This is a genomic window from Catonella sp. (assembly GCF_052169795.1).
Lineage (GTDB): Bacteria > Bacillota > Clostridia > Lachnospirales > Lachnospiraceae > Catonella.
Genome location: NZ_JBQNBU010000044.1, coordinates 1 through 18113 on the forward strand (window position 1 = coordinate 1; position 18113 = coordinate 18113).

Below are 18113 nucleotides of genomic sequence, written 5' to 3' on the forward strand. Positions count from 1 at the left end.
ACTCGTACAGCTTGGTGGAATATGCTTCAGAAGGTTGGAGCAGGAGATGATATAAAGACTGTTGTAACCGAGTGTAATAAAGAAGCTAACACAGCTGCTTCTAAATAAGGTAAGAAAATAATCTTTAGATAAAAAATGTGCCATAGACCGCGGAATACTCAGATTAGAGAGCAAACTAACTTATGCTGCAGTCTGAACCGCGGCTATGGTTCTTTTTATAGGAATGTAAAGAATAATTTGGAGTAAATATTATATTAGAAAGTGAGGAAACTGTTTTGAGAACAAATGCAGTTTCGGTAAGAAGCAAAGTTCTTGCCGCAAGAGAAACAAGAAATGCTTATCTTTTCTTACTTCCAAGTCTTATTTTCTTTGTAGGATTCGTAATAATACCTATGATTTTATGTATATATACGAGTTTCTTTGATTCTACAATGGGCAAGGATGTAAAAGATGTATTTATAGGATTTGACAATTATATTAATCTTTTTAGTGATAAGGTATTCTTAAAGGCACTTGCCAATACCTTTTTAATAGTGGTTGTCTCAGTTCCGGTAGTAGCTATATTTTCACTTTGGGTATCAGCAGCTATTTATCAAATGAACGGGAAGTTGCTTTCCATATTCAGGGTTATATTTTATCTTCCTGTTGTTACAGGTTCAGTTGCTGTTACAGTAGTTTGGAAGTGGATATTTAATAACTATTATGGTGTAGCTAATTATTTAGGAAAGGCTACAGGAATTCTTGATAAAAATATCAACTGGCTTGGAGATGAGAGATTTGCGCTTTGGTGTATTATCCTTATACTTTTTACTACCTCTGTAGGTCAGCCTATAGTACTTTATGTTGCTGCACTTGGAAATGTGGATATGTCTTTTATAGAGGCGGCACAGGTAGATGGTGCAACACCTTTCCAGATATTTTGGAGAATTAAATGGGCAAATATTATGCCTACTACTCTTTATATCTTAGTTATTACTACTATTAACAGTTTCCAGTGTTTTGCACTTATCCAGTTGCTTACATCAGGTGGTCCTAACCACAGTACGGATACTGTTATGTACTATATCTATTATACAGCATTTAAGCTTTATAAGTATGGATATGGTAATGCTATGGGAGTAGTACTTGCAATATTTATTGGAGTGATTTCTGCAGTTCAGTTCTTTGCAGCTAGAAAGAGGTAGAAGATGAAGAAGAATAAAAATGTAGAATTTGGCGGTTCAGGTATTAAAAGGATGACACCTTACAGAATATTCTGCTTGGTGGTACTTATAATTCTTGCCATACTTTTTACTTTTCCATTGTATTGGATAATCACGGGAGCATTTAAGACTCCTGCTGAAATAAATGCAACATCTCCGGTTTGGTTTCCGAGTGAATGGGTAATGACAAACTTTACCAAACTTTTTACTAAACAAAAGTTTCCTCTTTATAAGATTGGAGAACTAAAGGGACCGGAAATTGCGGGTGCGGTAAAGTGGCTCCTAAATACTGTATTTATGGCAGTAGCAGCTATGGCACTTACTTGTCTTACAGCAGCTATGGCAGGCTATGCTCTTGCTAAGAAGCGTTTTCGTGGAAGAATATTACTCTTTTCACTTATAGTAGCAGCTATGGCACTTCCAAAGCAGGTTATTCTTATTCCGCTGCTTCGTGAAATGTCAGCTCTTAAACTTTATAATACTATATGGGCAGTAATTTTTCCTACAGTGGGCTGGCCATTTGGTGTATTTCTTATGAAACAGTTCTCAGAGGGTGTGCCTAATGAAATGCTTGAAGCAGCCAGAATAGATGGGGCAAATGAGGCTAAGACATTTATTCAGATAGTACTGCCTATGGTTAAGCCGGGTATAGGTGCACTTGCAATCTTTACTTTTATAAATAGCTGGAATGATTATTTTATGCAGTTAATTATGCTTAGTGCAAAAGAAAATTTAACCATATCACTTGGTATAGCAAAGCTTCAGGTAGAAAATGCTACAGACTTCGGACTTATTATGTCAGGTGCATCTCTTGCATCTATTCCAATTCTTATAGTATTCCTGTTGTTCCAGAAGTATTTTACAAGAGGAATAGCAATGGGTGCAGTTAAGGGTTGATGAACTAATATACGATTTTATAAACTAGCGTGATTAGCTTATATGTAGGCTGTTACGCTAGTTATAAACATTTTATTTTAAGAAAGAAGGTAGGAAAAATGAGAAATTTGGACAAGTACAAAGGTATAATACCTGCATTTTACGCTTGTTATGATGAAAAGGGTGAAATAAGCCCTGACAGGGTAAAGGCTCTTACAGAGTATTTTATTAAAAAGGGTGTTAAGGGAATTTACACAAACGGTTCTTCAGGGGAGTGTATTTACCAGAGTGTTGCTGACAGAAAACTTGTAATTGAGAGTGTAATGGAAGTAGCAAAGGGCAAGCTTACAGTTATAAATCATGTGGCTTGCAATAACACAAAGGATTCTATGGAACTTGCAGCACATTCTGAGAAGGTAGGAGTTGATGCGATTGCGGCAATTCCTCCTATTTATTTCAGACTGCCTGAATATGCTATAGCTAAGTATTGGAATGATATAAGCAGTGCTGCACCAAATACGGATTTTGTTATTTACAATATTCCACAGCTTGCCGGTGTTGCTCTTACAGGAAAATTGTTTGAAACTATGCGTAATAATAAAAATGTAATCGGTGTTAAGAATTCTTCAATGCCTGTACAGGATATTCAGATGTTTAAGGCTGGTGCAGGAGAGGATTATATCATTTTCAACGGCCCTGATGAACAGTTTATAAGTGGAAGAGCTATAGGAGCAGAAGGCGGAATTGGCGGTACTTACGGTGCTATGCCTGAGCTTTTCTTAAAAATGGATGAACTGGTTAAAAAAGGTGAATTTGATAAGGCAAGAGAAGTTCAGTATGCAGCCAATGAAATTATTTACAAGATGTGTTCCGCAACCGGTAATATGTACGGTGTAATCAAAGAAATTCTTAGAATAAATGAGAAACTCAATATCGGAAGCGTAAGAGCACCTCTTTATGAACTTAATAAAGAAGATATGCCTATAGTAGAAGAGGCTGCTAAAATGATCAGAGATGCAGTAGCAAAATACTGTTAAAAGGAGAGCAGTTATGGTATTTGGAAATATAAAATATCCTGAACAGTATGAGTTTCTACAGGAGAAGTTTAAAAAGTGCTTTGAATTTGTAAAGAATAATGACCTGTTGACTATGGAACTTAAAAGATATGATATAGATGGGGATGATGTCTTTGTAAATCTTATGGAATTTACAACGGCTCCGGTAGAGGAAAGGGCATTTGAAGCACATAAAGATTATTGCGATATACATTATATTGTTCGTGGGAGTGAGCGTATAGATATTTGCATTACAGCCAATATGGAAGCAGGAGAGTATAAGCCGGATATTATGACTCTTTATGGAGAGCCTGTAGGTACCGTAAATTTATATGCAGGAGATTTTCTTGTATGTATGCCTCAGGATGGTCATAGACCGGGGATCATGACTGATAAGCCTGAGCTTATACGAAAGGCAACTTTTAAAGTTCGATTCAAATAAATATCATTTTATCAAAACATCTGCGTATATTGTGGCAATGGGAGTCATGATTAAATATTTTAGCAGATGTTTTGTAATATACAATAATATTTAGGAGGCATTTATGCGGGAAAAGCGAATAGTTTGCTTTGGAGATTCCAATACTTGGGGATATGATGTGGTTACTAATGGGAGATTTGGTAAAGATATAAGATATACGGGAGTATTACAGAGCCTTTTAGAGGAATTTATAGTAGTTGAAGAGGGACTTTGTGGAAGGACAGCAGTTTTTGAAGATCCGTTAAATGAAGGAATGAATGGACTTAAATACCTGGTACCCTGTCTTCAAAGTCACTCACAAATTGAATGGCTTACTATAATGCTTGGTACAAATGATTGTAAAGAGAGATTCAGTGCTGCTCCACAAAATATAGCTGATGGAGTGAGGAGACTGATTCGAACAGCAAAATTACTTGATGTATGGTTAGATGAGCCACATATTTTAGTAATAACACCTCCACCAATAGAAAAGGGATGTGAAACTTCTGCAGTAGCCGGTGAGATGGGAGCTTGCAGTGAGAAATCCTCAAAACTTGCTAAGTTATACGAAATGCATGCAAAAAATGAAGGCTGTTATTATATCAATGCAGGTGAATTTTGTAAAATGAATGATATTGATTATATGCATTTAGATGCAGAAAGTCATAAAAAACTTGCAATGCAAATATTTCAGACTATAAAAAATGCAGAATAATTTGAAATATATTTAGGAAGGAGTTGTTATATGGCTTTATATTCCAAGTCTTTGCTTCCGGTGATAGAATCCAGATATAATGCGTTTACACAGGCAGAGAAGGTAATTGCAGATTTCTTCCTGAGCAATACTGAGCATATTGATTTATCAGCAAAACATATGACCGAAACCTTATTCGTATCCAATGCCTCTCTTTCCAGATTCGCCAAAAAATGTGGTTTTCATGGTTATAGGGAATTTGTATATGAGTATAAAGAAGCCTTTGTAGAAAAGAAGGAAACAAAGACAGCTAAAACAGTTTATGAGAGTTATCAGGAACTGCTCAATAAGACTTATAATTTAATGGATGAGACGCAGATTGCAAGACTGACAAATTTTTTATACGAAAAGAAGAGAGTGATTGCGTTTGGATTAGGTAGTAACGGTTATGTTTCAAAAGAAATGGAAAGCCGTTTTATGCGTATAGGAGTAGATATTGACAGTATTGATAATCCGGATAGAATAAAAATGCAGGCACCATTTTTGACACCAAAGCATTTGGTTATAGGTTTTTCGCTCAGTGGTGAAACTGAGGCGGTTATGTATTTATTAAAAAAGGCTAAGGAGAAGAAGGCAACAGCAGTATTATTTACTTCTTCAGCTAATGGAGAGTTTAAAAAATATTGTGATGAGGTAGTACTGGTAGCGTCATTAAAACATCTTAATTCCGGTAATACCATTTCACCGCAATTTCCTATGCTTTTATTAATTGATGTATTGTATAATGAATATGTGGGACGGAACAGATTAGAAAAAGATGCTCTGCACAATCAATCTGTAGAGGCGCTTAAGGGTGTTGGAGGCTGAAAATAATTATATTTATCACTTATAATTTTATTATTTTTGTGTTATACTTTGTCAAGATGGTTAGTTTATGTTGCCTATATGAAAGTTCACTTTCAATATAGGCAAATACAGCTAACCATCAAGATGATATGAAAGACAGGCAGAGCGAATGAAGATAATAGATATCAAGAATCTTGTATTTGAATATATAAGGCGTGATGAGGAAGGTAATACAGAAGAGATAGAAAGAGCCATAGATGGAGTGAAGCTTGAAGTCAATGAGGGGGATTTCATAGCTATATTAGGACATAACGGTTCCGGTAAATCCACTTTGGCAAAACACCTCAATGCCCTTTTAGTACCGACAGAGGGAACGGTGTGGATAAATGGATTTGATACAAGGGATACAGCTAATTTGTTAAAAATAAGACAAAGTGCAGGAATGGTATTTCAGAATCCTGACAATCAAATAATTGCCTCAGTTGTAGAAGAAGATGTGGGCTTTGGTCCTGAAAATATAGGAGTTCCAACAGAAGAGATACTGGAGAGAGTTAAGGAAAGTTTAGAAGCGGTAGGAATGTCAGGCTATGCCAAGCATTCACCTAATAAACTGTCAGGAGGACAGAAACAGAGAGTAGCCATTGCAGGAATCATGGCTATGAAGCCTAAATGCATAGTGTTAGACGAGCCAACAGCAATGCTTGATCCGATAGGAAGGAAGGAAGTGCTTAAGACCGTACACAGGCTAAATAAAAATGAAGGAATAACCATAATTTTGATTACGCACTACATGGATGAAGTCATAAATGCAGACAAAGTATTTGTAATGGAGGGCGGAAAAGTTGTTTTACAGGGAACTCCAAGGGAAGTATTTGCTGAGGTTGATGAACTGGAAAATTACAGGCTTGATGTGCCTCAGGTTACAAAACTTGCATATGAGCTAAAAAAGAGTGGCATTCCGATAAGTGAAACTGTCCTTACAGTTGATGAATTTAAGGAGGCTATTAGAAGATGTTACTCATAGCAGATCATATAAATTATGTGTATAGCCAAGGTACAGCCTATGAAAAAAAAGCTCTTAACGATGTAAGCCTTACGATAAATAAAGGTGAATTTATCGGTATCATAGGGCATACAGGCTCAGGAAAATCTACACTTATACAGCATTTTAACGGACTTGAAAAGGCAACTAGCGGAACTATATATTTTAACGGACGGGATATTTATGATAAAGATTTTGAGATGAAGAGCCTTAGAAGTAAGGTAGGATTGGTATTTCAGTATCCGGAGCACCAGCTTTTTGAAACCACTGTACTCGAAGATGTTAAGTTCGGACCTAAAAATTTAGGTTTAGATAAACTTGAAGTGGATATGAGAGCTTTTGAGGCTATAAGACAGGTAGGATTATCTGAAAAATACTATGATGTATCTCCGTTTGAACTTTCAGGAGGGCAGAAGAGAAGGGTGGCTATTGCAGGGGTGCTTGCAATGAAGCCTGAAATACTGATTTTAGATGAGCCTACAGCAGGGCTTGATCCAAGGGGTAGGGATGAAATTTTAGATCAGATAGCAAAACTTCATAAGGAAGGTTTGACGGTAATACTTGTATCCCACAGCATGGAAGATGTGGCTAAGTATGCAGATAGGATAATTGCAATGAACGCAGGACGGGTTGCATTTGATGGCACACCTAAGGGAGTTTTCAGACATTTTAGAGAACTTGAAAGAATGGGGCTGTCTGCACCTCAAGTTACTTATGTAATGCAGGAAATGAAAGAATTAGGTTTGTCTGTTAATACGGATGTTTCCACTGTGGAAGAGGCAAAGGAAGAAATACTAAAAGCTTTAAGTTTGTGAATGTTTTAACATAGATAGGATGTGAAATGGTTAGAGATATAACAATAGGGCAGTATTATCCGGCGGAATCAGTGATACATAAGCTTGATCCGAGAGTAAAGCTTGCAGGGACTCTGATTTTTATAGTATCACTGTTTTTGTTCAGCAGTTTTTTGGGATATGCAGCGGTCATTTTATTTTTGGGAATGGTAATCAAACTTTCAAAAGTACCATTTAAGTTTATAATAAAGGGGCTTCGTGCCATCTTTATTCTGCTATTATTTACAGTTGTTTTCAATATGTTTCTTACGCCGGGAAAGGAACTTGTCCATATTTTTGGAAGTGTGAGGATAACTGAAGAGGGACTTAGAACCGCAATTTTTATGGGAATAAGACTTATTTTACTCATCATAGGCTCATCGATGCTTACACTTACAACAAGTCCGAACCAGCTTACAGATGGAATGGAAAAAGGACTTTCGGTATTTAAAAAGATAGGACTTCCGGTACATGAAATAGCTATGATGATGTCAATAGCTCTTAGGTTCATCCCTATTTTATTAGAAGAAACCGATAAGATAATGAAGGCGCAGTCGGCCAGAGGAGCAGATTTTGAAACAGGAGGCTTTATAAAGAAGGTAAAGGCACTTATCCCTATATTGGTTCCACTGTTTGTTTCTGCATTTAGAAGAGCAATAGACCTTGCTATGGCAATGGAAGCAAGGTGTTATCATGGAGGTGAGGGCAGGACAAAGATGAAACCGCTTCAATATAAGAGTAGAGATAGGATGGCTTATATAACCTGCTTTGCATATGTTTTCATATTAATAGTCATCAATATTGTAGCTAATAAATTTATCGGAGTTTAAATATATGAAGAGATTTAAACTAATAGTTGCTTATGACGGACTGGCTTATTGTGGGTATCAGTATCAGCCTGAACTTCCTACGGTTGAAGGATTATTAAATGATGTACTTTCAGAACTCTTAGGAGAAAAAATAGTGACTGTTGGGGCAAGCAGGACAGATACGGGAGTACATGCTTATGGCAATGTAGCCGTATTTGACTCTAATACGAAGATTCCTGCAGAAAAGTTAGCATTAGCCATAAATGCCAATATAATAAAAAGCATAAGGGTAATGGAGAGTTCAGAGGTAGCAGCAAACTTTCACCCAAGAAGAAATGTACTCGACAAGACTTATGAATATCATATCGATATGAACAAAATTATATTTCCAACAGATAGAATGTACAGGTATAATGTAAATCATGCTCTGGATATTGAGGCAATGAGAGAGGCAGCGAAGTTTATAGAAGGGAGACATGATTTTACATCGTTTTGTTCAGCTAAAACTGATAAAGAGGATAAGGTAAGGACAGTATTTCAAATTGATATAGAAGAGGCACCTAGAAATGGTCTTGTTATCAGGGTTAGAGGAGATGGTTTTCTATATAACATGGTGAGAATAATAGCAGGGACTTTAGTAAAAGTAGGGGAAGGTAAGATAAAACCTGAAGAGATTCCTGATATTATTGAGAAAAAAGATAGGAAACATCTTGGAACTACTTTACCTGCGAACGGATTATTTTTGATGGGAATAAGGTATAAAGAGGATAATGTTTGAAAGGGGAACGAAATGTCAGATAAAATTTATTTGGGAGTAGACATAGGGGGAACAGCGGCGAAGCTTGGACTTGTAAGTGGTGAAGGAAGCTTGGCCAGTGAAGTTTTTGAGTATCCTGTAAAATTTGATGATTATGAAACTCCTATTATAGAAACTGTAGTTAAGGGTGTTAAAGACTTTATGGAAAAGAATAGTAAAGAATTTTCCGAACTTGAGGGAATAGGTGTGTCTGCTACGGGAGGAATTAATTCTAAGCTTGGGATAGTAGAAGGCTCTGCAGGACATATCAAGAACTGGAAAGGTACCAATATAAAGGAGAGGTTTGAACAGGAGTTTGGTGTTAAAACGGCTGTTTTAAATGATGCTAATGCAGCTGCCCTTGGAGAGATGTGGAAGGGGGCCGCAAAAGGCAAAGAGAATGTGGTAGTAATGACTGTCGGTACAGGAGTAGGTGGTGGAATTATAGTTGATTCAAAAATTTTACTTGGCAGGAAAGGATTTGCCGGAGAGATAGGGCATATACCGGTAAATGTAGAGGGAGAAGGATGTTCCTGTGGAAATACAGGGTGCATAGAACACTATGGTTCTACAAGTGCACTTGTAAGAAATGTAAAAAAAGCGGTTATTTCAGGTGAAATTACGGGAATAAAGGAAGAAGAGGTAGACGGAAGGCTTATATTTAAGGAAGTGGAAGCAGGAAATAAGGCTGTTATAAAATATGTGGATGAATGGATAAACTATATTTCGGCTGCACTTGTAGGACTTGTTCATACTTTCAATCCTGAAATGGTTATCTTAGGTGGTGGAGTATCTAAGCAGAAGAAGCTTTTTGTGGATAAGGTTCGTGATAAGGTACTTAACGGTGTAATGGATAATTTTGCACAGGACTTAAGAGTAGAGGCGGCAGAGCTTAGAAATGATGCAGGAATCATAGGTGCAGTAAAATTTGTAATTGATGCTTGACATTTAACTTAAAATTTAGTAAAATGTTTGAGGTTACTTATGAAAGTAATCTTGTTGCTGGCGTGGCTCAGGTGGTAGAGCGTCGCATTGGTAGTGCGGAGGTCACGGGTCCGACTCCCGTCGCCAGCTTATACAAATTGGGAATAAAAAGGTCGGTCAAATTTTGACGGGTCTTTTTTACATTAATGCTTGACAATATATCACAACTATGTTATAAATAGTATCGTTCGTTAAGAACAGCTGCCGAAGACAGCAGGTACATCTAAGATGTGTAAGTTAAAACGCCTGCCGAGGGATGTAATTATTTTTAAGAATATTACGGTCTGAACTCTAGCAGTTTCAGGTCTTTTTTATTGTAATACATCTGACTTCAAGCAGTAAGGGGATATTACTAGAAACGCTCTATCCCAATCAGTTAACTGATTAAAGGTGTTTCGGAATGGAGGAAGATTATGCCTAAAGTTGAAATCAAACAGCCAATAGTTGACGAAATTAAGGGACATGTTGAAAAAGCAAGTTCTGCAGTTTTAGTAGACTATCGTGGACTCACTGTTGAGCAGGACACAAAACTCCGTAAGGAGTTAAGAGAGGCAGGAGTAGTATACAAAGTATACAAGAACACTCTCTTAAAGCGTGCGTTTGAAGGAACTGATTTTTCACAGTTAGATGTGGACTTAGAAGGACCTTCATCTGTTGCATTTTCTTATGAGGATGCTACTGCTGCAGCAAGAATTATCGCTAATTTTGCAAAGCAGGCAAAAGCACTTGAAATTAAGTCCGGCGTTGTAGAAGGAACTTACTACGATGCAAAGGGAATGACAGTTATTGCAACTATCCCTTCAAGAGAGGAGCTTATTTCCAAACTCCTTGGCAGCTTACAGTCACCTATTACCAACTTTGCTCGTGTGCTTAAGCAGATTGCAGAGAAGCAGGGTAATGGAGCTGAAGCGTAAAACTGTTTATCAGATGGTCAAAAGAATTGACCAAAATATTATTTAATTATTATGGAGGTATTAAAAATGACAACTCAGGAATTTATTGATGTTATCAAAGGTATGAGCGTACTTGAATTAAACGATCTCGTAAAGGCTTGCGAGGAAGAATTTGGTGTATCTGCAGCAGCAGGTGTTGTAGTTGCAGCAGCAGGCGCTGGCGCAGCAGCAGCTGAAGAGAAGACAGAATTTGATGTAGAGCTTACAGAAGTAGGCGCAGAGAAGATTAAGGTTATCAAAGTTGTTCGTGAGCTTACAGGCCTTGGTCTTAAGGAAGCTAAGGAAGCAGTTGAGGCTGCTCCAAAGGTTATCAAAGAAGCTACAACTAAGGAAGATGCTGAGTCTATCAAGGCTAAGCTTGAAGAGGCTGGAGCTAAGGTTACACTTAAATAATAAAGTGGAAGATTTATTAAAGCAGGTATTGCGTATTGTAATATCTGCTTTTTTTATTTAATAGGAAATTTCTCCGAAATTCCCTATTAAATAAAAATCTCTCCGAGGGATCGCACTGCGGCGGATATGTAGATGTCGCTTGTGCGACCCGCCGCAGGCGGTGAATCCTGCAAAGCAGGATTCTTTCTTATTAATAGTAAATTTTAAACTACTTATTAAAGAACCGGTAATGTACAGTGTTTTTAATATTATTGAAACTTTTTTCAGTTTAGCATACAAATCGAACAAAAAATAAGCAAAGAATATGGAGGAAATATCTAATTATTGCAAAAAAATGAAAATACTTTCATTTTGCTTTATTATATTGAAAATGATTTTAGGTCAAGTATAATTAAAGAGACTTATATTTGGAGGAATACTTTAGAAGGAAGTGGAAAGTATGAAAAAAGTATTAAGAACTCACTTTGCGTTTTGTTTGTAGTGAGTCTGTTTATTAATATGCTAGGTTGTGCTAAAAATGATACTGATATTGTGGTAGACTCAATAAGTTCAAGTAGTGGGACTATATCTTCACTCTTACAACAGTATGAAATGAATGATTCATTAACATTACAAGAATCGGGGAAAGTAATCCGTTCCAATGGAGGACCTGAAGAGTTTTTTGAAACTCCATGGTTAAATCCGGGTACCTGCATATATAATAAAGCATTGTACAGCCATTTAATAGTAGCTGATGACAAGCTGAAGCCTATACCTAATCATCCTGATGCTCTTGCGACATATGAGGTAAGCAGTAATGGGAAAAAAATCATTTTTACTTTGAAAGATAATATTTTTTGGCATAATGGGGTTCCTGATTTTAAGATTCAGCTTCTTCCGAGTCCCGGTGATACAGATTCAAAATTTGTCACTAGGGTAAAATCGGGTAATCTGGATTATGGATATACTAAGTCAATATCTGACTTACAGGAAATTGAAGGGACACCGGGAATTACAGTGACTTATATAGAGGGGCGCTACACAAGATTGTTTTATGTGTACAAATTTGCAAGGAAAGATGGTTCTCCATCACCTTTATCTAATAAAAAAGTTAGGCAGGCTTTGCGTTATGCAGTTGATATGAAAACTATCTGTGAGAATATTATGCAAGGTTACGTGATTCCTGCAGATGTTCTTATACAGGAAACAAATGCTAAGGCAGCTAATCTTAATAAGTATGATTACAATCCAAAACTGGCTAAAAAGCTTTTGGCTGAGGCAAAATGGAATTCAAACACAGTACTTAAAACGGTTTATTATTATAAAGATAAAGCTACAGTTGATTTTATGAAGACTATACAGGAATATTTGGCAGCTGTGGGAGTTAAAATGGAGTATAAGCTGGTAGAAGGCGATTTGGCTAAAATTCTTTGGACAGCTCCTACTGATAAGGTTAATGGTCCCAGAGCTGTTGACTGGGATCTTTGTTATGGAGCAAATTTAGCATCATCCCTGCATGAGTACTATGACCGCTATCTGCTATTTGTCCGTAAAGGTACTCCGCAATATTGTATAAACTGGGAGATTCAGGACTGGAAGGTCAAGTGAAGGAGGATTATTAATTTTTGAGGGTTAATAATTACCTGTTATAAAGAGATAAGAATTTGTATTGCTATTAATCATAAAAATAGTTATAATAAATATACAAATATTAACTTTTGGTGAGGAAAAGATATGTTATTGAAGAGATGTGGGGAATTGCAGCCTGGAATGGTAATAGCTAAAGATGTTCATACAAAGGCAGGGCTTCTGCTTCTTAATTCTGGTGAAGAAGTTACCGCAGATAGCATAGAAAAACTTAAGAATAACAGTGTTTCCTTTGTATTTATTAAGGCGAAAAAGGATTTTGAGAAAGAAGAGAAGCCGGTTGTTTCTTATTCTGATGAAAGATATTCTTACTATGAGAGAGTTCAGCAGAGTCCTGATTATAAACTTTTTAGGGGGAAATTCTCATCAGGAGTAGTTAAGTTAAGAGGAGCGTTGAACCGCATTGTGGACGGTAATCCGGACGCAGATCTTGAAACTACGGCAAGGAAGATAATGGGTGATTTGATTATGCCGGAAGGAAGTCTTCCTACCTTTGATTTGCTTGCGAACTTACGGCGTTTTGATGATGTATGTTTTGTGCATAGTCTTAATGTGGCAATGCTTGCAGGATTGCTTGCACAGTGGCTTGGTTGTTCTCCTAAGGAGATTGCAATTGCACAGGAATGTGGACTTTATCATGATATAGGAAAGCTTACTATTCCGAGTGAGATTATTTCGAAGCCGGGCAAACTTACGGATGAAGAGTTTGATATAATGAGAAATCATCCTATGGCAGGTTATGAGATTCTTAAAGAAATGAATGCCAATCCTCATGTTATAAATGCAGCACTCCAACATCATCAGAAATTGGATGGAACAGGTTATCCGGTTCCGTTTAATCCAAAGAGAATTGATCCTTATGCAAGACTTATTGCTTTAGTTGATATTTATGATGCAATCACTTCTGCGAGGTCTTATAGAGGGATGGTGTGTCCGTTTAAGGTTATTAAGATGTTTGAGGATGACGGTATACAAAAATATGATGCAGGAATGTATACGGTATTCTTGGAGCATATAGCAGATAATTTTATAGGAACAAGGGTTATGTTAAATGATGGAAGAGAAGCCAAAGTGCTTATGACAAATAAAGTTTATCTGTCTAAGCCTATGGTAGTTTCAGGAAATGAATTTATAGATCTTTCAAAAAGGAAGGATTTGTATATTGATGAAGTGATTTAACAAAAGACTTGTAAAATAGCTGAATTTGGGTTATAATGAAAATGTAAGAAATCAATAATATGCATTTGACACCAAAACCCCCAAGGTGTGCTGACCTTGGGGGTTCTTCATGCTTACAGGCTAGTTGTCGTTATTTTTACTGTCTAGCCATTTGCAAATGATGTAGCTGAATACACTTGCCGTAACAGTAAAAAGAAACTCAATAATATACATTTTGGCATCTCCCTTCTGTTGCCAGAATAGGTGCGACAACAATAAAATTATAACATATCAATTGTCGAATTAATATAGTATCTCATAAAAAGGTGGGATACTTTTTTACATTTTAAATCGAAAAATATATAATGTCATACAGAAAAAACATACGGTCTTCATATGAAATTCATATGACTATGCTAAGATATATACATAAAGAAAGAGGAGATACGAGATGGCAGAAATATTATTTTTAGAAGATGAAGTTACTATAAGAGAAGTAATTGTTGAATATATGAATGTAGCAGGACACAAGGTTACTGAGTGCGGGAACGGAGACGAGGCGGTAGAAAGACTTAAAGAGAAAAATTTTGATCTGGCAGTGCTTGATATAAGAGTACCGGGAATAAGCGGACTGAAGGTGCTTGAACATATCAGAACAGAACTTAAATCAGACATGGGAGTGATAATGCTAACTGCATACGAAGATATAAATACACAGGTTGAAGCATTTAATTTCTTTGCGGATGACTACATAACCAAACCTGCCTCACCTATTATTCTTCTTAAAAGAATAGAGGTATTGCTTAGAAGAATAAGTGATGATGTGAAGATGAAAGACAGTTCATTGGTTATAGATGATAAAGCATACAGGGCATATTATGAGGGAAAAGACTTAAATCTTACAGTAAGCGAGTTTTTACTGATAAAAACACTTCACGATTCACCTAATCAGGTGCTGTCAAGAGAACAGCTTATTCTTAGTATATTTAATGAAGATTATATAGGAAATGACAGGATAATAGATGCGCATATAAAGAACCTGAGAAAAAAACTGCCTGTAAATGTAATTGATACAGTTATAGGCATAGGATACAGATGGAAGGAGGATTAAATGAAACTGGCAAATAAAAACTTGTTATACAGTATAATCTTAGCCGGAGTTGTAGGAATATTTATAATAGGCTATCTTCTTTTAATGTTGCCATCACTTTATACAGCTTATAGAAAAGAGGTAAATTACAATGATTTCAAGACATCATTTACAGGTTTTATAGAAAGCGAAGGAAATTCTGCAGAGAGTATTCCAACTAAAAGTTTTGGAATAAAGATTCCGTTAGATGGTTACAAAATAGAGATTTCCAACAATTCTATGAAGGGTAACATAGAAATTAAAGATAAAGACTTAAGAGATATACTGGATAAATTGAGAGGAGCTTTTAAGAATAATAAAGATTTAGGAAAAAATAAAAATGAGTTAAAAGATTTAAGAAAAGAATTTGAAAAGATTTTTGAAAAATTTAAGGGAAAATTTGGTGACAACAACCTCTCCAATAATAATATGGTTTCAGTGGATATCAAGTTGAATGACAATGTCACAGACTTCTCTGAAGAAAATACAAAGTTTTACAGTCTCAGCGAGAAATCTTTTATAATGGAAATGAGTGTTAAGGACACAATCGGAAATACAGATTATACTACATTTTTCGGAGTAAACAGAGGAGAAAATACATATCTGATTGAAGTAGCCGGAGTGGTTGATCCTTCTGTAACAGACATAATTCCCGTAATATTGAGTGTGCTCCCTGTTATAATTCCGGTTATCATACTGCTTATTTTCATAACATCAGGACTTTATTCTAAAAACATAGTTAAGCCTATCACCTTACTTTTGCAGGATGCAGACAACAGGAGGGGAGGAAGAGGCTATATAGAGCCTATAACAGTAAAGGGAAATGATGAGATAGCAGGGCTTGCCAAGTCTCTAAACCTCTTGTATAAGGCACAGGAGGAAGCTTATGAGAAGTTAAATAAGGAAAGTGAAAGAAAAGAGATATTTATGAGGTCTTTTTCACATCAGCTAAAAACTCCTGTGGCAGCAGCTTCCCTTCTTACAGACGGAATGATATCCAATATAGGAAAATTTTCAGACAGAGATAAATATTTGCCGGAAGTTAAGAAACAACTTATGTCGGTGAAGCAGATGACGGATGAGATACTGAGGATTAATCATATAGCAGATAATATCAGTCCTATAAATGTGGATGTAAGAGAGCTTGCGGAGCATGCACTTAATTCTACGGGAGTAGAGGGGGAAGTTAAAAATTTAACAATATCCTGTGATGGAGAAGCTGTATGGTACTGTGACCCTAATATGTTTGAACAGATTATTTTCAATCTAATAGGAAATGCAGTGAGATATACAGGAGCCGGAGGACAAATTAAGATTGAGATTTCAAATGAAAGTATAGCTGTAATAAATTATCCTGCTCATATAGATGAGAGTATAAAAGAATCATTATTTGAAGCTTTTGTAACAGGTGGAGAAAGCGGAGGAGGACATGGTCTCGGACTATATGTAGCAAAATATTTTGCAGAACTTTTAGGTTTAGAATTAGGATGTGAGAGTTTAGATGATAAAGTAAGATTTACACTACAAAGAAAGGAATAACATTATGTTAACATTAGACAGAGTGACAGTTAAATTTAAGGATAAGGTAGCTCTTGATTTGGGGCGAACCATAGAAATAGGAGACAATGACAGGGTAGGTGTCATAGGTAGTAACGGAGCGGGTAAAACTACTCTTATAAAAAGTGTACTCGGTGTAGTTAATTACCAGGGAAATATCAAAAGAGGAATAGATATAGAAAAAATTGCAGTTCATATGCAGCAAAATGACTATATAGACACTGTTCCTATAAGAATAATTCTTGAAATGCTGATAGGCGGGCCTATAAAGGAGAATAAACAGGTTCAGGAAATGATAGAATTCTTTGAATTTGAACCTTGTCTGAAAAGGCGTTGGAAACATCTTTCGGGCGGACAGAAGCAGAGACTTACACTCATTCTTGTTATGTGTGCCGAAAGTCCGCTTACACTTCTTGATGAGGTAACATCGGGACTTGACTTTGAAACCAGGCAGAAGCTTATGAAGAAGTTAGTTGAATGGTATAAGGAGAGAAATACTACTTTGCTTGTAACCTCACACTATTACGAGGAGCTTGAACATCTGGTAAATAAAATTCTTTATCTTGACAACGGAAAAGTAATTGATTTTGGAAATAAAGATGAGCTGTTTAAGAAGTATTGTGGAAAGGCAGTAATTCTTTGTGAAGAAAATGACAATACTAAAAATATAGCCAAGAATCACAAGCAGATAGCAGCGCCTGATGGTATGATAGCTCTCAGATGTGATGAGCCTGAAGATGAGATAGCTATATCCGAGGCTTTAAGTAACGTAAATGTAAACTACAGAAGAAGCAATAATGACATAGAACTTATGACAATCAATGCTAAGGCTGTGTATTATAAAGGAGGCAAACAATGAAAAAATCAATGTTTTATCTTGTGAAATATGAATTATTAAATAATCTGTACAATGGATATTCATTCTTCTTTGGAGCAGTATTTCCTATCTTTCTTATGGTAATGATATCAAAGGGAGCTTTGAATGATGTTCCGGCAGATGCAAAACTGGAGGCAACTGCAAGTATTTTAATCGGTATGTCAATGATAATCCCGCTGTCCACTATGTTTTTAGGCTATGCGGCATCTTTTTCAAATGAACTTGAAAAGGATGTACCTACAAGATTAAGCCTTTTTGGATTATCTGGAAGCAGGCTTTTTATAGGAAAATTGATTGCTAATTTTATATTTTTAACTTTCTGTTTTGCATTATATCTTATAGGAACACTTAGTTTTATAGAAGTTGCCACACCAAAGCCGGTTGCGGCAGTTGTATGGATAGTATCAATGTATCTGATTTCTGCTTTATGCCTTGCGCTTGCACATGGAATAGCCAATATGATAAGAAGATTCGGAATAACTTATGGTATAGTTATGGCAATATACTTCACCATAATGGCACTTGGCGGCATGATGGGAGTAAGACTTAAAGACCTGCCTGTAGGACTTCAGACAGTAAGTAAGCTCTTTCCGTTCACACATTTTGGAAATGGTTATATAGATTTCTGGATGGGAAAATCCTATAATTTTGCTCCGTTTGTACAATCACTTATATTTTTTGCTGCAGTAAGCATAGGAGTTATGATGATTTCATTTAAGGTAAGGGGAAGACGGTAGTAGTTTGCGGTAATTGGGGAAAGTTATGTAAAAATATAGTTAAAATAAATAAGCTTATTTATAATATAAATACTATAAATAAAAAA

Annotated in this window: 19 protein-coding genes, 1 tRNA gene and 1 other annotated feature; all 20 genes read left to right on the top strand. The window is 36.2% G+C overall.

The features are described from left to right. The first annotated feature begins 275 nt into the window (after positions 1-275). The 20 genes from ACTTKP_RS07670 (at position 276) to ACTTKP_RS07765 (ending at position 18027) form a co-directional block, all read left to right on the top strand. Positions 276-1184, top strand: a complete 909-nt coding sequence (locus tag ACTTKP_RS07670) for a carbohydrate ABC transporter permease (RefSeq protein ID WP_442553313.1) — start codon at positions 276-278, stop codon at positions 1182-1184. Positions 1185-1235: 51 nt separating this feature from the next. Further along, on the top strand, positions 1236-2099 hold the full coding sequence (locus tag ACTTKP_RS07675) for a carbohydrate ABC transporter permease (RefSeq protein ID WP_442553331.1): 864 nt from the start codon (positions 1236-1238) through the stop codon (positions 2097-2099). 98 nt (positions 2100-2197) lie between these two features. Continuing rightward, positions 2198-3115 (top strand): dihydrodipicolinate synthase family protein, encoded by a 918-nt coding sequence (locus ACTTKP_RS07680; protein WP_442553314.1) that lies wholly within the window; start codon positions 2198-2200, stop codon positions 3113-3115. Positions 3116-3128: 13 nt separating this feature from the next. Next, on the top strand, positions 3129-3575 hold the full coding sequence (locus tag ACTTKP_RS07685; protein WP_442553315.1) for a YhcH/YjgK/YiaL family protein: 447 nt from the start codon (positions 3129-3131) through the stop codon (positions 3573-3575). Between the two features lie 103 nt (positions 3576-3678). Beyond that, positions 3679-4308 carry a GDSL-type esterase/lipase family protein gene (locus ACTTKP_RS07690; protein WP_442553316.1) on the top strand — a complete coding sequence of 210 codons (630 nt, stop codon included), beginning with the start codon at positions 3679-3681 and terminating at the stop codon, positions 4306-4308. A gap of 30 nt (positions 4309-4338) precedes the next feature. Then, positions 4339-5154 carry a MurR/RpiR family transcriptional regulator gene (locus tag ACTTKP_RS07695; RefSeq protein WP_442553317.1) on the top strand — a complete coding sequence of 272 codons (816 nt, stop codon included), beginning with the start codon at positions 4339-4341 and terminating at the stop codon, positions 5152-5154. A gap of 148 nt (positions 5155-5302) precedes the next feature. Next, entirely contained in the window at positions 5303-6157 is an 855-nt protein-coding gene (locus ACTTKP_RS07700) for an energy-coupling factor transporter ATPase (protein ID WP_442553318.1), read from the top strand. Beyond that, positions 6145-6990: an energy-coupling factor transporter ATPase gene (locus tag ACTTKP_RS07705; RefSeq protein ID WP_442553319.1), complete on the top strand. Its 846-nt coding sequence runs from the start codon at positions 6145-6147 to the stop codon at positions 6988-6990. Before ACTTKP_RS07700 ends, ACTTKP_RS07705 begins: the two co-directional genes overlap by 13 nt. Positions 6991-7016: 26 nt before the next feature. Then, positions 7017-7838: an energy-coupling factor transporter transmembrane component T family protein gene (locus tag ACTTKP_RS07710; protein ID WP_442553320.1), complete on the top strand. Its 822-nt coding sequence runs from the start codon at positions 7017-7019 to the stop codon at positions 7836-7838. 4 nt (positions 7839-7842) lie between these two features. Beyond that, positions 7843-8595 (top strand): tRNA pseudouridine(38-40) synthase TruA, encoded by a 753-nt coding sequence (truA, locus tag ACTTKP_RS07715; RefSeq protein ID WP_442553321.1) that lies wholly within the window; start codon positions 7843-7845, stop codon positions 8593-8595. A 12-nt stretch (positions 8596-8607) separates the two neighbouring features. Then, positions 8608-9558, top strand: coding sequence for an ROK family protein (locus tag ACTTKP_RS07720; protein ID WP_442553322.1), 951 nt, complete (start codon positions 8608-8610; stop codon positions 9556-9558). Between the two features lie 56 nt (positions 9559-9614). After that, positions 9615-9687: transfer RNA gene (locus ACTTKP_RS07725), tRNA-Thr, on the top strand. Positions 9688-9783: 96 nt separating this feature from the next. Then, positions 9784-9919: a sequence feature (ribosomal protein L10 leader region), on the top strand. 91 nt (positions 9920-10010) lie between these two features. Further along, the gene (gene rplJ / locus ACTTKP_RS07730) at positions 10011-10511 is read left to right on the top strand and encodes a 50S ribosomal protein L10 (protein ID WP_442553323.1); all 501 of its coding nucleotides are present in this window, start codon (positions 10011-10013) and stop codon (positions 10509-10511) included. Between the two features lie 66 nt (positions 10512-10577). Beyond that, complete coding sequence (rplL, locus tag ACTTKP_RS07735; protein ID WP_442553324.1) at positions 10578-10943, top strand: 50S ribosomal protein L7/L12; 366 nt, start codon at positions 10578-10580, stop codon at positions 10941-10943. A gap of 324 nt (positions 10944-11267) precedes the next feature. Next, complete coding sequence (locus ACTTKP_RS07740) at positions 11268-12530, top strand: ABC transporter substrate-binding protein (protein WP_442553325.1); 1263 nt, start codon at positions 11268-11270, stop codon at positions 12528-12530. 126 nt (positions 12531-12656) lie between these two features. Further along, entirely contained in the window at positions 12657-13748 is a 1092-nt protein-coding gene (locus ACTTKP_RS07745) for an HD-GYP domain-containing protein (protein WP_442553326.1), read from the top strand. Positions 13749-14178: 430 nt separating this feature from the next. After that, a complete protein-coding gene (locus ACTTKP_RS07750; protein WP_442553327.1) occupies positions 14179-14838 on the top strand; it encodes a response regulator transcription factor in 660 nt (219 codons plus the stop codon). After that, positions 14839-16395: a sensor histidine kinase gene (locus tag ACTTKP_RS07755; RefSeq protein WP_442553328.1), complete on the top strand. Its 1557-nt coding sequence runs from the start codon at positions 14839-14841 to the stop codon at positions 16393-16395. A 4-nt stretch (positions 16396-16399) separates the two neighbouring features. Next, the gene (locus tag ACTTKP_RS07760; RefSeq protein WP_442553329.1) at positions 16400-17272 is read left to right on the top strand and encodes an ATP-binding cassette domain-containing protein; all 873 of its coding nucleotides are present in this window, start codon (positions 16400-16402) and stop codon (positions 17270-17272) included. Continuing rightward, complete coding sequence (locus tag ACTTKP_RS07765; RefSeq protein WP_442553330.1) at positions 17269-18027, top strand: ABC transporter permease; 759 nt, start codon at positions 17269-17271, stop codon at positions 18025-18027. Before ACTTKP_RS07760 ends, ACTTKP_RS07765 begins: the two co-directional genes overlap by 4 nt. The last annotated feature ends 86 nt before the right edge of the window (positions 18028-18113 follow it).